The organism is Halorubrum lipolyticum DSM 21995, assembly GCF_000337375.1.
Classification (GTDB): domain Archaea; phylum Halobacteriota; class Halobacteria; order Halobacteriales; family Haloferacaceae; genus Halorubrum; species Halorubrum lipolyticum.
Genome location: NZ_AOJG01000035.1, coordinates 13,927 through 30,868, shown reverse-complemented (window position 1 = coordinate 30,868; position 16,942 = coordinate 13,927). Strand labels below are relative to the sequence as shown.

Genomic DNA, 16,942 nt, shown 5'->3' with positions numbered 1-16,942 from the left:
TGTGTATAAGAGACAGGTACGAGACCGCTCCGCGCCGTGCTGGTTCCGAATCGAGTGTCCAATCGGCTGTACACGGATCCGCTGGATCGGATGAAGTCCGTCTCGCAGAGCGGCAGAGAGATCCCACGCTTCGGTCGCGGACGGAAGCCAACTCCCGACACTGTGGATTCGGTACGGTATCGAGACGCAGAGTTCGCGTAACGAGCGAAACGAAATAGATCGTCTCCTACAGATTTATTTGGTCTGAGTAACAACGTGAAGACATGACATCCGATGGGCCTCCGGCTGAATTCGCCCTCGCGGAGGGGTTTCGCGACGATCTCGACTCCGTGCCGGCTGACGAGCGTGTGTACGGAGTCGCACTCCAGTTGTACGAGCCCGCGGGAGTCACCGCGGTCGCCGAGCGCGCCTCCTGCGCTCCGGACACCGCCCGGCGGCATCTCAAACGGCTCGAGGATATCGGGGTCGTCGAAGCGGTGTCCGAGACGCCGATCACCTACAAACGGAACGAATCGTACTTCGAGTGGCGGCGGCGAAGCCGACTGGAGAAGCTTTCGCCGAGTGAGCTGCGCGACACGCTCTCCGAACTCACGGCACGGGAGCGGGACTTTCGAGAGCGGTTCGGTGTGGACTCACCGGACGGCGTAGATGCGCTCGAACACGCGGACTTCGACGACATCGACGACACCTGGATCGCGATAAGCGAGTGGCGAACCGTCCGAGAACGGATTACCCGGCTGGAACGGGTTCGACAAGGGCGCGCCGAGGACTCGTCCACTGACGGGAAAGCCGCGTGACCGTGGATGGCCCCGACGCGTCTCGAACCGTCGACGAGGAAACGCTCCGATACGTCGGGCGACTGTTCGGGCAGCGAGACGGAGTTCGAACGACCTCACTGTTTCCGTCGAACAAACTCGAGAGCCTCGTCGTCACGTTCGACACCGACTACTATCCGAGCGGTGTTGACGACGTGACGCTCGAACTTCGGGCATACACGAACGGGGAGTTCCATATATCATACATCGAACGCCGTTCCGGAGAGCGTCGTCGATGTCGGTGGGACAGACACGAGCAATCGCACAATTCGCGGGATCACTACCACCCGCTTCCGGACGCGAGCACGGAATCCGCAGTCGACCGCACGTACGCGACGGATCTCACGCGGGTCCTCGAAGCGGCGGTCCTCCCATGGATCGACGATCGGGTCGGACAGCTGTGGGATTCTGTATGAGTGTTCGACGCCCCCCGCCTTCCGTACTCGGTGGACACACGAACCCGTCACCCCTCTCGCAGGACTCGAACCGCGTCCAGTCGCAGGAATCGCCAGCCGACCAGCACGCCGCTCAGCAGGCTCGTCACCGCGGCGACGCCGACGCCGAGCAGGAACACCCGCGGCGAGAGCCGGACCACGTTCTCGAAGCCGGTGACTGCGGCCGCGACGACGTCGATCGCGCGTGCGGCCGGGACGGCCACCGCGAGCCCGATCGCGCACCCGAGCGCCCCGACGATCGCCGACTGACAGAGGACGATCCCGGTGAGCGTTCCCCCCGAGCTCCCGAGCGAGCGCAACGCCGCGTACTCGTGGAGCTGCTGGTACGCCATCGACAGCAACACGTTCAGCGTCAGCGCGAGCCCCGCCACCACCGCGAGGACGATCAGGCTCGCGCCGCCGGCCAACGCGACGGCCTGTCGCTGGAGCGTCGCCCGGAACTGCTCTTCGTTCGTCCGGACGGTCAGCTCCGGGTACGCCGCCGCCAGCCGGTCGCCGACCCGCTCCGCGTCCGCGCCCTCCTCGAGGGTGAGCGCGATGAGCGTCGCGGGGTCGGTCTCGGTCTTCCCGGTGATCTCCTGGAGCTCGCTCAGCGGGAGGGTGACCGTCGGCGTCCCCAAGAACTGGTTGCCGGTCCCGGAGATCCCCACCACCTCGAAGCGGTGGTCGCGCGCCGCGGAGACCGTCCCGCCGGCGTAGATCGCGTCGCCGACGTCCACTCCCAGCAGCGCCGCGGTCCGCTCGTCGATCAGGATCTCGTGCGTCATCGGCCCGTCGTAGCTCCCCTCGGCGTAGTGGGCGTCGCCCTCGAACCCCTCGCCCCGCGAGATCGAGACGCCGGCGCTGCTCGGGACGCCCATCGCCGCGAGCGTCTGGAACTCCTCACCGTCGGCGCTCACGTAGACGGTCTGAAACAGCAGCGGCCCCACCGTGTTGACCGACTCGCGGCTCCGCAGCTCCGTGGCGACCTCGTGTGCGCCGTGGATCGAGTTCTCGACGCCGCCCACCTGTCCCGGCGCGAACTGGATCGTCTCGCCGGTGAGCCACAGGTCTCGCCCCGCGTCGCCGAACCGGTCCTGACCGGTCTCGACGACGCCGACCCCGGTCGCCGCGAGCAACACGGTGGCGGCCACCGCCAGCGTCACGCCGATGACGGCCAGCGCGGTCCGCGTCCGGTCGTGGCGGAGCTGTGCGACCGCGATCCCGCCGATCGCCGCGAGCCGACTCCCGAGGCTCATCCCCGGATCACCTCGAGCGTCTCCGATCGCCGCGAGAGCCAGATCGGGTACGGGGCCGAGAGCAGCCCGATGAACAGCGCCACGACGAGGCCGTACCCGAGCAGCGCCGGACTGAACAGCGCGATCGAGGGGACGCCGAGCGTCGCGGCCGCGACCGCGTTCGTGACGGCGATCCCGACAGCGCCGAGACCCACGCCGACGAGCCCGCCGAGCGCGGCGACCGTGACCGTCTCGACGACGACGAGCACCGACAGCGAGCGGTCCGAGTAGCCGAGCGCCGCCAGCGTCGCGAGCGCCGTCCGGTCGTTCGTCACCTCCAGCCCGGTCATCGTCGCCGTGAACAGCAGCCCCACGAGCAGCGCGACGACGAGCGCGGCGACGCCCATCGCGAACGGGAGACTGGAGAGCGACGCGTCCCGGGCGGCGATGCCCGTCCGAGTCGTGACGGCGGTGTTCGGGTACAGCTCCGTCAGCGACTCCCGCACGGCCGGGTCGTCGGTGCTCACGAGCAGCTGATCGGCGGCGTCGGCGTCGGTCGCGCCGGTCATCGCCTGCAGCTCGCTCAGGTGGACGAGCGCGACCGGCGTGCTCCCGATCCCGGTCCGGAAGTCGGTCTCGGAGACGGCCTGAACGCGAAGCGGCTCCGGTGCGCCCCTGGCGGGCGCGATCGCGCTCCCGTTCGACGCGTTCAACAGCGCCGCCGCCCCCGCGTTGACGACGACCTCGCCCGTCCACCGCCCGTCGTAGCTCCCGTTGGCGTAGTACGGGTCGCCCGGTTCCAGTTGCGCGGTCGAGACGCCCGCGACCGTCGGTGTCGACCCCTCGGGGGCGACGACGCCGACGAAGAGGACGTACTCCAGCGAGTCACCTCCCGGCGAGGAGACGGGGACGACCTGGAGGAGGACGGGCGTCGCGTATCGGACCCGCTCGTCGCCTCGCAGCCGCTCCGTCAACTCGTGTGTCGATCCCAACTGCGGCCCTTCGGTCGACACCGCGATCGTGTCCAGATTCCCGCCCTCGGGAACGACCCAGTAGTCGACGTCCTCGCTCTGGACGGCGCTTTGGGAAGCGAGTCCGAGGGCGACGCCGGAGACCATGACCATCACCATGATCGCCACCGCCACCCCCGACACGCTCAACAACAGCCGTCGAGACGTGCCGCCGCGCGCCTTGCCGACCGTTCGCCGGACGCCGAGCCCCACGAGCGCGACGACGCGTCGCGGGCGAGACCCGCGATCCGCGTCACTCATGCCCGCTCATCGTCTCGTTCTCTCCCCTCGTCGCGTCGGCGCCCTCGTCCTCGCGGCGGCCGTCCCGAAGCCGTATCACCCGTTCGACGCGGTCGAGCGCCTGGTGATCGTGTGAGGCGACGATCACCGCGCAGTCGCTCGCGACGTCCGCCAACACGTCGAGCACCCGCGCGCCGGTCGCCGTGTCCAACTCGCCCGTCGGCTCGTCGGCGATCACCAGGTCGGGGGCGGTCGAGAGCGCCCGGGCGACGGCGACCCGCTGTCGTTCGCCCCCGCTCAGCTCGCCCGGTTTGTGGTCGATCCGGTCCCCGAGACCGACCCGTTCGAGAAGCGTCGTCGCCCGCTCACGGCGCTGCCGCTTCGAGTGGCCGAGCTCGATGAGCGGGGCGGCGACGTTCGCGCGCGCCGACAGCGACGACAGGAGGTGGAAGTGCTGGAACACGACGCCGACGTGGTCGAGCCGCAGGGCGGTTCGCCCCCGCGGGGACAGCGACCCCACGTCCCGGCCGGCGAGCGTGACCGTCCCCGAGGTGGGGACGTCTAACCCCGCGAGCAGGTGGAGCAGCGTCGACTTCCCGCTGCCGCTCGGCCCGGCGAGGCCGACGAACTCGCCGCGGGAGACCGCGAGCGACACGTCCGCGACCGCGGTGACCGTTTCGGCGCGCCGGTCGCCACCGGAGAGCCAACCGCCCGTTCCGCCTCGCGAAAACGTCCGCGTGACCTCCGAACACGTCACGACGCGCTCCGCCGTCCCGTCGAGGTCCGTCACGGTGGGAGCCGAGGTGTTCGAAGGGGGCGACATGGTTGAGACGAACGGTACGTCGGTGAGAACCGGTATAAATGTTGATTGTCGGCGTCGGCGCTCCCGGATCGATCGACGTCGGCTCCCCGCGAGTTCGCGGCCGCACGGTGACCAGCGCGGCCGCATCCCGGAGCCGCCGACGACCCGCGTCGTTGTGCCCCGGAGCGCGATCGGCCGGCGTGACGTGAGCGACGCCCCCGCCCCCGAAGAGCGACTCGGAGATCGCCGATGGAATCCGATCTCGGATGTTTCAATCTCACATATATTTGTCGTTTTTATAAATTGTTTGTCGTTCTTCTGCCGGATACGAATGGATGTCCGTCGGGAGTATCAGTCCGGGTCGCCGGCCCACCGTCGTCGTCAGCGTCGGCGCGTGGCTCCTGTTCCCGCAGTGGGTCACGATGGCCCCGAGGGGTATCGGAAGCGTCGAAAAGGATGAAAAGAACGAAAAGGAAAGATGGCGGATTCGCCGTCGGCCCGCTACCTGTTTCAGTTTCGACGGCGCACGAACAGTGCGCCGGCCAGGAGTGCGATGAACGCGATCACGAGAACGGAGCCGAGCACCGGGAACCCGGACGGTTCCTCGATCGGCTGGGCCCCGCCGTCCGCCGCGTCGTCTCCGTCTGTGGACTCCTCGACGGTAATCGGGACCGTCGTCGAGCTCGTCTCACCGGCGTCGTTCGTCACCGTTAGTTCGATGTCAACGGTTCCGGGTTCTTCGAGCGCCGCCGTAACGGTCTCCCCGGTCTGACTCTCGTCACCGACCTCCCAGTCGTAGGAGACGACCTCGCCGTAGCGGTCGGTCGACTCGCTCCCGTCGAGGGTGAACTCCTCGTCGGCGCCCACCTGGTCGGGTGCGTCGATCACCGCTTCGGGTTCGCTCACCGCGGTGACCGAGAAGAACGAGAACCCCGGCGTTTCGGCCTCGATCCGGATCGGCTCGCCCGGTTCGTCGATCACTTCGGTCTCGATCTCGTCGTGGCCCCACTCGCCGTCGGCGAAGCGGTTGACCCTGAGATCCTCGGGGGATTCGACGTCGTCGAGCTCCGTCCGCGAGATGTTGAACACGAGTTCGCTCTCGGTGTCGGCGGCTTCCTCGGGCACCGCTATTTGGAGCGTAGAGACGGACTGGCCGGGCGGCGAGCCGGTTTCTCCCGGATTGCCGTCGAGTCTGACCGTGGTGACGGTCCCGTTGACTTCGTCATTGATACTGACCTGTTCCGCGGTCGTCCGCCCGGCGAACTCGACGACGGAGGTGTCGTTCTCCTCGTCGAAACGGAGTTCGCCCTGTTCCGCGACAATCGGGTTGACGTCTTCCGGCACCGAGACGAGTTCACGGATCCGGTCGGGGTTCTCCTCGACGACGGAACCCGGACCGAGACCGGGTCCTTGCCCTTGACCGGGGTTGTCACCGGGACCCTGACCGGGGTTATCACCGGGACCCTGACCGGGGTTATCACCGGGACCCTGACCGGGGTTGTCACCGGGACCCTGACCGGGGTTGTCACCGGGACCCTGACCGGGGTTATCACCGGGACCCTGACCGGGACCGCTCTCGTTGACCAGAGTGATGTCGGTGCGACTGGACGAGACTTCCGTCAGATCGCCGTCGGCCATGGCCATGTGGACGGCGACGTACTCGCCCGGTTCGAACGACTCCAGCGTCTCGACCTCGATCGTCGTGCTCGAGCCGGTCGCGTTGACCGACGTTACCGACGCGTTGATCGTGGTCGAGCCGACCCGGTTCGTCTCCGGTCCGCTGAACTCGCCCTCGTTCGCGAGGAACGAGACGATATCCGCGAGTTCGAACACGCCGGACCGCCGGTTGTCGGTGAGCGTCCGCCCGAACGCGGAGGCGTCGCCATCGACGTTCTGAACGCCGGCCACGTTTTCGATCGTGTGATTGATCGTGAAATCATCGGCGGTCGTGCCGGTCGAGACGGTATCGGGCGCGATGATCGTCAACCGCTCGCCGGCGACGGCGGACTCGTTCCAGAGTGCGATCGCGTGGTCGACCCGGCCGTCTTCGGTGGTCAGCCCCGCGTCGACGTCGAACGAGACGTTGTCGCCCACGTCGTGTGTCTCGTCGTCGTCGGCGACGGTCACCTCAGAGGAGGTCCGCTGGACGGCGGCGGTATCGACGCCGAGAACGGTCGCCTCGCCGGGGACGCTGAGGTTCTGATTCGAGGTGTCGATCCCGCCGTTCGCCGTCGTCACGGCCATGAACATGTACGATCCCGCGCCGCGGTCCCCCTCTGTGAGGTCGTACTCGAAGTCGACACTGCCGTCGTTCCCGACGGTGGCCGTGGACGCGTTTTCGAACGCGACGGTCTCACTGTCTGCCTCGTCTCGAACGAACTCCCGGAGCGACTGGGGATCGAATGCCGACGGGAGCTCAGTCTCCTCGGAAGACTCGACTTTCGCCGAGATCAGGTGGACCTCCTCACCCGCGAGGTCGTCCGCGCTCGCGTCGGTCCCGGCGACGTCGAACGTGAGATCGATCGTCGCGTCGTCCGGGTAGACGACGAGATTCCGATCGCCGGAACCCTGGAGCGGCTGGGCACCGAGTCCGGGAGCAGCGGCCTCGAGATAGATGTTGTCAACGGAGGTCGCGGTGTCCGCGTCATCGCTCCGGTCCGCGCGAAGCGGGAAGACAGCCCGGTCCCAAACGTCGACGCTTTCGGTCGCGTTGATGAAGTTACCGGGCAGTTCCGACGGGTTGGAGGGGTTCGAACCGGTCTGTTGAACGGTTTCGCCGTGGCCGATCGCGTGTGACGGTCCGTCTCCTAGTTGCTGTGTCGCTCCGACCGTCCCTGCCGCTCCGGCGATCGGTGCGAGGACCATCGCGATCGCCATGAGTACGGCAAGATGTCTGTGACTCCCCATGAATTGGAAAAATGACTGTCTCGAATACTATTAACATCTTTGGTCGACTGATAAGATTGAGTAACAGTAGTAATTTCACGGAGAGAACACATATTAAACAACGGTATTGGTTACTTTCCGCCCGCTACGGATAGCGCGGCAGAAAATGACAGTTAAAACATATCTGAATTAGATACTGTATCTATATTCTATATGTACGCAGATGAACGGTCTAATCAGCTCAGTTGGAGCAGTGAGCAGTCCAGTGAATTCTCCCCGAGACCGGTCGCGATTACGTTGCGGTTGGTGACCCGACTCGGGGTCAAGCCCCGAGGCACTCGCCTTGCTCATCTGTAGGACGGTGACTCAACTCGATGGAAAATTGTGCCAGTACGTCGACGGTCCCGAATCAAACGCACGCCGACGGATTAGGACAGATAGTACCGATCATATAAACCCGCGATTTGGAATGAATATGATTTTTGATTGAATAATAAGTATTACGGCCGTACCTATGTAATTATAAATTCGGACACAGATATCGCCCATTCGTACGCGAGACGTCACTATCGTAAATCGTTCGTTCGAACCAGTTCGAACAACACTCCAGGGGTTGTGGTAAGCCCCTACCCGTTCACATGTAGCCGAGGTCCCGCAGCCGCTCCATCAGGTCCTCCTTGTCTTGGGCGCGGCCGGCGCGCTCCGTCGTGTTCTCGAGGTCCTGTTTCCAAGCCGGGACCGCCTCCGTCTTCTCGGTGCTGACTTCGCTTCCCAGCGAGCGGAACCCGGCGAAGTACTTCGGCGAGATGGGGATCGCCGCTTGGCTGACGCCGTCGGGGAGGTCGTCGGCGGAGTCGGGGACGTAGCCCTCGTCTGGGAACGCCGCAACGGTGTCGGGGACCACGTAGCTCCAGAACACGTCCCAGACGTCCGCCTCGTCGAACTGCAGGATCGGCTGAATCCGGTCGTGGGGCGGGTAGATGTCCGGGTCGTGACGCGGGGAGAAGAACGTCTCGTCGGCGCGGGCGTCCTGCTCGTCCCACCGGATCCCGGAGATCACGCCGTCGATCTCGTACTCCTCTAACGCGTCGTTCAGCGCGACGGTCTTCAGGAGGTGGTTCCCCACGTAGGTGTCCAACAGGAACGGGAACGTGTCCTCCTCGTACTCGAGGATCTCCCGGACGTGGCGTTTGTTGTGGTCGGAGAGGGCCGACACCGGGATGTCGTCGCCGGGCTCGAGGCCGTGTTCGTCCGCGTACGCGCCGACGTCCTCGTTGCGCGCGTACACGAGGTCGATGTCCCACTCGTCAGCCCAGTGTTCGACGAAGTCGGTGATCTCGTCGAAGTGCTGGAAGTGGTCGATGAAGACGGCGGTCGGCTTCTCGTAGCCGTACTTTTCGGCGACCTGATTGATGAAGTACAGGGTGAGCGTCGAGTCCTTTCCGCCCGTCCACATCACGGCGGGGTTCTCGTACTCCTCGAGTCCGGTTTTGGTGACTTCGATGGCCTTCTCGATCTTGTGTTGCAGCGACGGGTAATCCGCCGGGTCTTCTCCTTCGCCGTCGGTGTAATCGACATCGACGGACGCCAGCGTGGAATCTGACATACGAACGGTACTTTCATTGAAGTAAAAAGAGTCTTTCTGTGTTCAGAGAGCGTGAACTGCCACATCCTACTCGCTCACGGACCCACAGCGGTTTCTCCGTCTCACCCCCCAGATGCCCACTCTTGGTCGTTCTTGCCGCGTCTACCGTTACAGTGCGCTTCCACGCGTTCGCACGTGTATTCGAGTATGTGCAGAGACGCTCTCCACGCTGGTATGTGCAGAGACGCTCTCCACGCTGCGCTCGCCCGAGTAGGGGAAAGTACTATCATTGTGTATTGGCAACATGTGTAGCATGGCGGAGCAATCGAAAGTACCCCGTTGTAAATGCGGCAAGGTGTTGGGGCGTGGAATTTCGGCACGAAGCCTGTGTGAAAAGTGCCGGCGCACCAAGAAAACGCGTCATCAGTGAACGGGACGGACCGGCAGACGGGACAGGCGCCTTTCTGACGCTCCGATCTACGAGCGGGAACCCAACTGCGGGACTGCCGTCGACTACTCGTCGAGCAGCTCCGAGGCGAGCTCGCGCGTCCCGCGGCGGACCGCCTCGTGGCTAGACAGAGCGGGTTCCCAGCCGAGGCTCGAGACCTTCTCGATGGAGAGTCGCATTTTCGGTACGTCGCCGGTCCAGCCGCGGTCGCCGCCCGTGTACGAGTAGGCCGGGTCGAGGTCCAGCTCGTCGCTGACGATGTCCGCGATTGCCGTGACCGACGTCGTCGTGCGCGTGCCGAGGTTGTACGTGTTGAGGTCGCCTCCCGCGTGCTCGACGATGTGTTGCATGGCCTCGACGCACTCGGAGACGTGGAGGTACGACTTCTCTTGGCGGCCGTTCCCGAGAATTTCGAGCTCGGACGGGTCTTCGATGAGCTTCTCGATGAAGTCCGGGATCACGGTGCCGCGCTGGTGCGGGCCGACGATGTTTGCGAACCGGAACACCCAGACGGTGAAGTCGTACGAGTGGGCGTACGTCGAGAGCAACGCCTCGTCGGCGAGCTTCGACGATCCGTAGATGGAGATCGGTTCGAGCGGGGCGTAATCCTCGGGGGTCGGACGCGGGGCCTCCCCGTACACGGTCGACGAGGAGGTGAACGCGACGTTCGACACGTCGACCTCCTCCATCCGTTCGAGGAGGTTGTACGTCATCTCGGTGTTCTCTTCGAACAGCTTCCGGTCGTCGTCGTAGTTCGTGTCCGTGTACGCCGCGAGGTGGAACACGATATCGATGTCCTCGGTGAGCGCCGCCGCGACGTCGTCCGGATCGGTGAGATCCGCCTGAACGAACTCGGCGGCGGAGGGCACGCGGTCACGGTCGCCCTTCGAGAGATCGTCGGCGACTCTGACGGTCGCTCCGCCCTCGATCAGATCGCGTGCCAGGTAACTCCCGATGAGGCCCGCACCGCCCGTGACGAGTGCGTGCGCGTTTGAAAGGTCCATATCCAGGGGTGTTCGCATGGAAGTAAGTAACTTTGGAGAGCGCGAACACCCGCCGCGTGTGTGAGATCGCGTCGTGCGACGGCCGCGCACGCCGCGACGGATCCAAGGCGGAGCTACAGATCTAAGACGGGGTTCGTGTCGATACGATCGCACGACAGCCGCACTGCAGTCGCCTGCGGCGACGAGAGCAGAAACGCGGCCTCGGAGGGAGACACCCATTCGGACTCGACGTGCTCCTCGCTCAGAGAGACGGCGCGTTCGTCCGTTTCACAGACGTAGTACACCGCAAACCGGTCCTGGTCCCGGTCGTTCGACCACGAGTTCGCGAGGAGGATATCCTCGATCTCCAACGAGAGCGACGTCTCCTCACGGACTTCGCGGCGGAGACACTCCGAGACGCTTTCGGACGGCCCCATCCGACCGCCGGGAAGCTCCCACTCGCCGTCCGTATCGCGCCGTAAGACGAGGACGTCTTCGCGAGGACCAGAAAGCACGCCGCGAACACTCACACTCGGTTTCAGAAGCCGTTCCGTCATGATATCGAGACGGACATTCAACAATAATAAGCATTCGTGTTGTGAGAAAACCGCGCGCAGTCAGGTGAACAACAGGCGTGTGGAGATGCGGAGTGTGGAATCTACTAAAAAATGTATCGGAGCCACATCCGTTTGTGAAGCTGTCCCGTTTCCGCAGGAGCCACTGGGAACTCGACGCCATCTGGAGCAGTGTATAAAAGTTTGATAAGTGATAAATATGATATAATATTCTTATTTGATACATCTTCAGTAGCGGTTCAGCTATCCCGAATTTCGTGTCGAAATGCGAGTATTTGACGATGAAGTACAGCGGGAACCGCAGAGCGCCGTCGACGAGAACGGAGTACGGCTTCTATCGGGGCCCGCATATTTCAGAGAGAAACACTACTAGACGCGTTATTTTAACTGGAAAAGAGTATTTAGGGTTATTTTCGATCGTATATAAACAATTGTGGACAGACAGTAGCGCTGCGTGGAGGTGTGAATCACGAGCTCATCGACCGAATTCGATCCGATGTCCGTCCGCCGAAGCGTCACAGATCGGGTTTCACAACCCGGCTGTGAGCGGTCGATCGGCTACAGTTGATCCAAACGTATCTGGAACAGATATTGTAGGTTAATATGATATTTCATCGTCTCGCTGGACCCGAAACCGAGTTCAACTTCGTCGGAGTCGCCTTCGCGGGGAGGCTGTCGATCGTCACGGACACCACCCGGCGTGACGCCTCGGTCACACCGGCTCCGGCAAATTCGCTCGAAGACTGACGGCCACGCCCGAAGACGGCGATCCGAACCGATAATTCCCCCCGCGTCCCACGGCCGGCCGTGGACCGCTTTCAGAACACGGGACAGCCGGACTGGGACTGGTGGGGACGGGTGTGGCCGACGCCGGGCGCTACCCTCCGGCGGCTCGGGCTCGCGCCGGGGGACCGCGTCGTCGAGATCGGCAGCGGGAACGGCTACTTCGCGCTGCCCGCCGCGCGGATCGCCGACCCGGCCGCGGTGTACGCGGTCGACGTCGACGGGTCGCTGCTCGCCGAACTCGACGCGCTCGCGGCGGAGCAGGGGATCGACAACGTCAGAACCATCGAGGGAGATGCGCGGGCGCTCCCGGAGCTGCTCCCCGAGCCCGCGGACTTCGCGCTGCTCGCGAACGCGTTTCACGGCGTCGAGGACCGCGCCGCGTTCGTCGCGGCGGTCGCGGCCGCGCTCGCCGTCGACGGCCGGTTCGCCGTAATCAACTGGCGCGACCGACCGCGAGAGGAGACGACGATCGGGGGCGAGCCCAGAGGGCCGCCCACCGACCTGCGCCTCGCGCCGGAGGCGACCCGCCGAGCCGTCGAGGACGCGAGCGACCTGCGCCTCGTGCGAGAGGTCGACCTCCCGCCGTACCACTACGGGCTCGTCTTCGAGCGCTGAGGAGTTCGCGTCAGTCCAGCGCCGACAGCGCCTCCGCCGCCTCGCGCGCCGCCTGCAGGTGGTCGCGGGCGCGCCGCGGGTCGTCGGTCTCCTCGGCCGCGCGGGCGAACCGCGCCAGCGTCCGCGTCAGCGACGCGCGGGCGTCGGCGAGGGTTCCCGAATCGGCGGGGTCGGCCGGCGGGGTCGTCGCCGGTTCGTCACGCGACGCCTCGGCGTTCGTCGGGGGTGAGGCCGCGTTCGAGGTGGCGGTGTTCCGATTCACATTCGGGGGAGCCGACTGATCCGTAGCCGAGGGCTCCGACGGATCTCGGGGCTCTCCCTGCGACGAACCCTCCTCGCTGTTTCCGGTCTTCACGACCGTTCGCGGCGCGTTCCCCGCCCCTTCCAGATCTGCGGTCTGCGCGCTCTCTTGAGACTCGCCCTGCGCGCCCCCGCCCGATCCGGCCGCCTGACACGTCGGACAGAACTCCTGCCCGTCGTGCCGGAAGATGGGGTCGCCGCAGTCGTCGCAGTGGCGGTTCGTCATCGTCGCGCCCTGCAACAGCAACTCGGACATCCGCTGGGTGTGTTCGCGCTTCTCGTCGTCGTCCGCGAGCTTCTCGCGGAGCTTCTCGCGTTCGGCCTCCTTGTCGAACCCGTCGCTCATACGCGGACGAACGTGACTCACGAGCAAAAGTCCGGTGGGCTCGGGACGGGGCGGGAAGGGGGAGCGGTTCGAGGCGGTTCGGCAGCGAGGGAGCCTACTCCTCGGTCTTCGTGCGGTCGTCGGGGTCGAGCTCGCCGCGGTGGATCTTCGAGCCGTCCTGCGCGACCTGCCGGCCGAGCACCGCGCACTTCACGCGCATCGGCGAGATGTCGACGCCGAGCATCTCGGTGACGTCGTCGGTGTCGAGCTCGTCGAGCTCCCCGATCGACATTCCGTGGAGGCGCTCGGAGAGCATGCTCGCGGAGGCCATCGAGATGGCGCAGCCGTCGCCGGTGAACCGCACCGCGTCGATGGTCTCGCCCGCGTCGTCGAGGCCGACCTGCATCCGGATCGTGTCGCCGCAGGAGGGGTTCTCGCCGACGTGGGTGAAGTCGGGGTCCTCGAGCTCCCCGTAGTTGCGCGGGTTCTTGTAGTGGTCGAGAATCTGCTGCCGGTACATGTCCGAGCCCAGTCCCATATCGGTTTCAGGTAGGCCCGTGCGAGTCAAAAGGGTTCCGTCGCCCCGCCGAACCGGGGCGTTTGCCCGAGCGGAGACGAGTCACTCCTCCGAGCGGAGACGGGCCACTCCTCCGAGCGGAGACGGGTCATTCCTCCGAACGGATCGTTTCTGAGGCGCCCGGCGGGTCGTCGACCGACGGCGGCTCGGCGGGTCCGAAGCGGCGGGAATCGCGCGTCTCGACGAGCGACCGGACACAGTCGAGGATGCGCTCGTACTGCCCCCGCGAAGAGCGCTTCTCGAAGTACGCGTCCGCGCCGACGCCGAACGCCCGCGCCTCGACCCGCTCGTCGCGGTGGGTGGTGTGGAACACGACCGGGAGGGTCTCGCCGTCGCCGCGGAGTCGGTCGACGAGCGCCACGCCCGACCCGTCGGGGAGCCGCTGTTCCGTCACGACGCAGTCGGTGCCGTCGATCGCGGCCAGCGCCGCCTCGGCCCTCCCCACCGAACGGACCGAAATCGGGTCCGCGGCGTGCGCCGCGAACGTCGCCAGAAGCTCCGCCGACCGCGGGTCCGGATCGACGTGCAGCACGTCGATCCGGCCGGGCTCCCCGTCGACCGAGCCGGCGCCGGCCGCCGCGGATTCGGTCGCAGTGACGGCGTCTGTCGACTGTCTCGGTTCGGCGGTCTCGGGTTGAGTGGGCGGAGTGGACGGATTGTGGTCGGTCATGGTGGGATGCGAGCAACGACTCGTCGAAGGGGTACAACGTACGTTGTTATTCTTCTTCAAATGAATATTTGATTGGATAGATGATAATCATTGCGCGACCGCCGTTGACACGGTACAGAGCGAGAGACCGGCAGCGAGCCGTCGAGCGGGTCGCCGATCGGATTCGGACCCCCGACGGTGAAACGAGCGGAGGGCGCCGCCGGACCAGAGTTAAGACGGGACGGACCGATCCGATTGTCATGTCGACTCCATACGGTGAGTGGCCCTCTCCCGTCGCGCCGGAGGACGTCGCGGAGGGCGGACGCGGCTTCGCCGACGTTCGTCTCGCCGACGGGTACGCGTACTGGCTCGAACGACGGCCCTCGGAGGGCGGTCGCGGCGTTCTCTGTCGGACCGCTCTCGGGAACGCCGGGGGAAACGGCCCCGGAGACGGCGACGGCGACGATGGTGGCGACGGCGACGATGGTGGCGACGGCGACGATGGTGGCGACGGCGACGACGGTGGCAACGCCGACGACGGTGGCGACGGCGACGCCGATCCGACAGAACTCGCTCCGACGGAGTTCGACGCGCGGACCCTCGTCCACCAGTACGGCGGCGGCGACTTCGCGGTCGCCGGCGACGCCCTCGTCGCCGCGAGCATGGACGACCAGCGCCTCTACCGCCTCCCGGCGGACGGGAGCGCCGAGCCGGTTCCGATCACCCCGGAGCCCGCCGAGCCGCTCGCGCTCCGGTACGCCGACATGGCGGTCGCCCCCGACGGCGAGACGGTGTACGCGGTCCGCGAGCGACACGTCGGGCCCGGGACCGACGACGAGCCCGCGAACGAGATCGTCCGGTTCCCGCTCCGGCCTGAGGGCAACGGTAGCGGTAACGGCGGTAGTGACGGTGACGGCGACAGCGAAGGCGACGGTGACGGCGACAGCGCTGACCGGGGTGACGGCGCGATCCCGGACCCGACCGTCGTCGCCGCCGGCGGCGACTTCTACGCGGCCCCGCGGCCCGCCCCGGACGGCGGCCGGCTCGCGTACCTCCGGTGGGACCACCCGAACATGCCGTGGGACGGGACCGAGCTCGTCGTCGCCGACCTCGACGACGACGGCGACCCGGTCGAGGGAGAGGCGGAGTCCCGCCGGGTCGCCCTCGGCGGTCCCGACGAGTCGGTCTGCTCGCCGGCGTGGTCGCCGGAGGGGACGCTCCACGCGGTCTCAGACCGGACCGGCTGGTGGAACCTCTACCGGATCGCGGACGGCGACGCCGAGAACCTGTACCCCGCCGACGCGGAGTTCGGCGTCCCGATGTGGACGCTCGGGAACTCCGCGTACGCCTTCCTCGGCGACGGCCGGATCGCGACGCTGTACACCGAGGCGGGCGAGCCGAGCCTTCGGCTGCTCGATCCCGCCGCCGGAAGCGCCGCCGGTTCCGGCTCCGGGGCGGCCGACCTCGTCGACCCCGACCTCCCGTTCACCTCGTTTCGACCGACGTCGATCCGGTCCGACGGCGACCGCGTCGCGTTCCTCGGCCACCGGCCCGACGCGCCGAGCGCCGTCGTCGAGTGGACGCCGCCGGAGGAGGTCGGAGCCGGCGGATCCGTCGCCCGCCTCCGCGAGTCCACCGCCGACCCGCTCGACCCAGCGTACGTCTCGACGCCTCGCTCAGTGACCGTGCCCACCGGCGATTCGGTCGGCGCCGCGGACGCGGTCGCCCACGCGCACTACTACCCGCCGCACAACCCCGACGTAACGGCCCCGAAGGGGGAGCGCCCCCCGCTCGTCGTCACCGTTCACGGCGGGCCGACCAGCCGGTCGGACGCGACGCTGTCGTCGTCGACGCAGTTCCTCACCACGCGCGGGATCGCGGTCCTCGACGTGAACTACCGGGGGTCGACCGGGTACGGTCGCGCGTACCGCGACGCCCTCGACGGCGAGTGGGGCGTCCGCGACACGCTCGACTGCGTCAACGCCGCCCGGTACGCGGCCGACGAGGGGTTGGCCGACCCGGACCGGCTCGCGATCGCCGGCGGGAGCGCGGGCGGGTTCGCCGTGTTGAGCGCGCTGGCGTTCCACGACGCCTTCGACGCCGGCGCGAGCTACTACGGCGTCGCGGACCTGCGGGCGTTGAGCGAGGAGACCCACAAGTTCGAGTCGCGCTACCTCGACGGGCTCGTCGGGCCGCTTCCCGAGGCCGAGGCGGTCTACCGCGAGCGCTCGCCGCTGACCCACGCGGCGGGGATCACGGCCCCGCTGCTCCTCCTGCAGGGCGGCGAGGACGAGGTCGTCCCGCCGGCGCAGGCGGCGTCGATGATCGACGCGCTGGTCGAAAACGAGACGCCATACGCCTACGTGGCGTTCCCCGAGGAGCGCCACGGCTTCCGCGACGCCGACAACATCGCCCGGGCGCACGCCGCCGAGCTCGCCTTCTACGGCGAGGCGTTCGGGTTCGAGCCGGCCGGCGATCTGGCCGGCGTCGAACTGCTTGTCGGCGAGTATCCGCCCGAACTCGAGTGAGGGGATCGTGGGCGTCCGCGATGGCTATTTATAAATGAACGCGGTGGCGCGCGCCGCCGAGCGCCCTGTAAGGGCGCGAGGAGCGTCGCGCGAGGTCGCCGGCGCTGCGCGCCGGCTGCCAGAGGGACCGAAGGTCCCTCGCTGGA

Annotated in this window: 14 protein-coding genes; 4 read left to right on the top strand and 10 right to left on the bottom strand. The window is 66.6% G+C overall.

The window, feature by feature from the left end; genetic code table 11:
- The first annotated feature begins 263 nt into the window (after positions 1 to 263).
- A complete protein-coding gene (locus C469_RS12840; RefSeq protein WP_008007249.1) occupies positions 264 to 797 on the top strand; it encodes a DUF7342 family protein in 534 nt (177 codons plus the stop codon).
- Positions 794 to 1,231 carry a hypothetical protein gene (locus C469_RS12835; protein WP_008007247.1) on the top strand — a complete coding sequence of 146 codons (438 nt, stop codon included), beginning with the start codon at positions 794 to 796 and terminating at the stop codon, positions 1,229 to 1,231. Before C469_RS12840 ends, C469_RS12835 begins: the two co-directional genes overlap by 4 nt.
- 47 nt (positions 1,232 to 1,278) lie before the next feature.
- Here the strand turns inward: C469_RS12835 and C469_RS12830 are convergent, their stop codons facing one another.
- The 7 genes from C469_RS12830 to C469_RS12800 all read right to left on the bottom strand — a co-directional run bounded on the left by C469_RS12830 (position 1,279) and on the right by C469_RS12800 (position 10,998).
- Positions 1,279 to 2,508 (bottom strand): ABC transporter permease, encoded by a 1,230-nt coding sequence (locus C469_RS12830; protein ID WP_008007246.1) that lies wholly within the window; start codon positions 2,506 to 2,508, stop codon positions 1,279 to 1,281.
- Entirely contained in the window at positions 2,505 to 3,758 is a 1,254-nt protein-coding gene (locus C469_RS12825) for an FtsX-like permease family protein (protein ID WP_008007244.1), read from the bottom strand. The genes C469_RS12830 and C469_RS12825 overlap by 4 nt, the downstream gene beginning before the upstream one ends.
- Positions 3,751 to 4,560, bottom strand: coding sequence for an ABC transporter ATP-binding protein (locus tag C469_RS12820; RefSeq protein ID WP_049911420.1), 810 nt, complete (start codon positions 4,558 to 4,560; stop codon positions 3,751 to 3,753). The genes C469_RS12825 and C469_RS12820 overlap by 8 nt, the downstream gene beginning before the upstream one ends.
- Before the next feature lie 489 nt (positions 4,561 to 5,049).
- Positions 5,050 to 7,446, bottom strand: a complete 2,397-nt coding sequence (locus C469_RS12815; protein WP_082230148.1) for a PKD domain-containing protein — start codon at positions 7,444 to 7,446, stop codon at positions 5,050 to 5,052.
- 613 nt (positions 7,447 to 8,059) lie between these two features.
- Positions 8,060 to 9,031 (bottom strand): phosphoadenosine phosphosulfate reductase family protein, encoded by a 972-nt coding sequence (locus tag C469_RS12810; protein WP_008007236.1) that lies wholly within the window; start codon positions 9,029 to 9,031, stop codon positions 8,060 to 8,062.
- Positions 9,032 to 9,523: 492 nt separating this feature from the next.
- Entirely contained in the window at positions 9,524 to 10,462 is a 939-nt protein-coding gene (locus C469_RS12805) for an NAD-dependent epimerase/dehydratase family protein (RefSeq protein WP_008007234.1), read from the bottom strand.
- A 113-nt stretch (positions 10,463 to 10,575) separates the two neighbouring features.
- Complete coding sequence (locus tag C469_RS12800) at positions 10,576 to 10,998, bottom strand: NUDIX hydrolase (RefSeq protein ID WP_049911419.1); 423 nt, start codon at positions 10,996 to 10,998, stop codon at positions 10,576 to 10,578.
- 825 nt (positions 10,999 to 11,823) lie between these two features.
- On the opposite strand from C469_RS12800, the gene C469_RS12795 reads away from it, so the two are divergent.
- A complete protein-coding gene (locus tag C469_RS12795; RefSeq protein ID WP_008007231.1) occupies positions 11,824 to 12,417 on the top strand; it encodes a class I SAM-dependent methyltransferase in 594 nt (197 codons plus the stop codon).
- A 10-nt stretch (positions 12,418 to 12,427) separates the two neighbouring features.
- Here C469_RS12795 and C469_RS12790 read toward each other — a convergent pair whose 3' ends face one another.
- The 3 genes from C469_RS12790 to C469_RS12780 all read right to left on the bottom strand — a co-directional run bounded on the left by C469_RS12790 (position 12,428) and on the right by C469_RS12780 (position 14,289).
- Positions 12,428 to 13,063, bottom strand: coding sequence for an Sjogren's syndrome/scleroderma autoantigen 1 family protein (locus C469_RS12790; protein WP_008007229.1), 636 nt, complete (start codon positions 13,061 to 13,063; stop codon positions 12,428 to 12,430).
- Positions 13,064 to 13,157: 94 nt separating this feature from the next.
- Positions 13,158 to 13,580: an iron-sulfur cluster assembly scaffold protein gene (locus C469_RS12785; protein ID WP_008007227.1), complete on the bottom strand. Its 423-nt coding sequence runs from the start codon at positions 13,578 to 13,580 to the stop codon at positions 13,158 to 13,160.
- Positions 13,581 to 13,707: 127 nt separating this feature from the next.
- Positions 13,708 to 14,289: a response regulator gene (locus C469_RS12780; protein WP_008007226.1), complete on the bottom strand. Its 582-nt coding sequence runs from the start codon at positions 14,287 to 14,289 to the stop codon at positions 13,708 to 13,710.
- Between the two features lie 239 nt (positions 14,290 to 14,528).
- Here C469_RS12780 and C469_RS12775 point away from each other — a divergent pair, with 239 nt between their 5' ends.
- On the top strand, positions 14,529 to 16,796 hold the full coding sequence (locus C469_RS12775) for a prolyl oligopeptidase family serine peptidase (protein WP_008007224.1): 2,268 nt from the start codon (positions 14,529 to 14,531) through the stop codon (positions 16,794 to 16,796).
- The last annotated feature ends 146 nt before the right edge of the window (positions 16,797 to 16,942 follow it).

Coding starts and splice junctions, on each gene's coding strand:
- C469_RS12840 (WP_008007249.1), top strand. CDS start 264: ATGACATCCGATGGGCCTCCGGCTGAATTCGCCCTCGCGGAGGGGTTT.
- C469_RS12830 (WP_008007246.1), bottom strand. CDS start 2,508: ATGAGCCTCGGGAGTCGGCTCGCGGCGATCGGCGGGATCGCGGTCGCA.
- C469_RS12825 (WP_008007244.1), bottom strand. CDS start 3,758: ATGAGTGACGCGGATCGCGGGTCTCGCCCGCGACGCGTCGTCGCGCTC.
- C469_RS12820 (WP_049911420.1), bottom strand. CDS start 4,560: ATGTCGCCCCCTTCGAACACCTCGGCTCCCACCGTGACGGACCTCGAC.
- C469_RS12815 (WP_082230148.1), bottom strand. CDS start 7,446: ATGGGGAGTCACAGACATCTTGCCGTACTCATGGCGATCGCGATGGTC.
- C469_RS12810 (WP_008007236.1), bottom strand. CDS start 9,031: ATGTCAGATTCCACGCTGGCGTCCGTCGATGTCGATTACACCGACGGC.
- C469_RS12805 (WP_008007234.1), bottom strand. CDS start 10,462: ATGGACCTTTCAAACGCGCACGCACTCGTCACGGGCGGTGCGGGCCTC.
- C469_RS12800 (WP_049911419.1), bottom strand. CDS start 10,998: ATGACGGAACGGCTTCTGAAACCGAGTGTGAGTGTTCGCGGCGTGCTT.
- C469_RS12790 (WP_008007229.1), bottom strand. CDS start 13,063: ATGAGCGACGGGTTCGACAAGGAGGCCGAACGCGAGAAGCTCCGCGAG.
- C469_RS12785 (WP_008007227.1), bottom strand. CDS start 13,580: ATGGGACTGGGCTCGGACATGTACCGGCAGCAGATTCTCGACCACTAC.
- C469_RS12780 (WP_008007226.1), bottom strand. CDS start 14,289: ATGACCGACCACAATCCGTCCACTCCGCCCACTCAACCCGAGACCGCC.
- C469_RS12775 (WP_008007224.1), top strand. CDS start 14,529: ATGTCGACTCCATACGGTGAGTGGCCCTCTCCCGTCGCGCCGGAGGAC.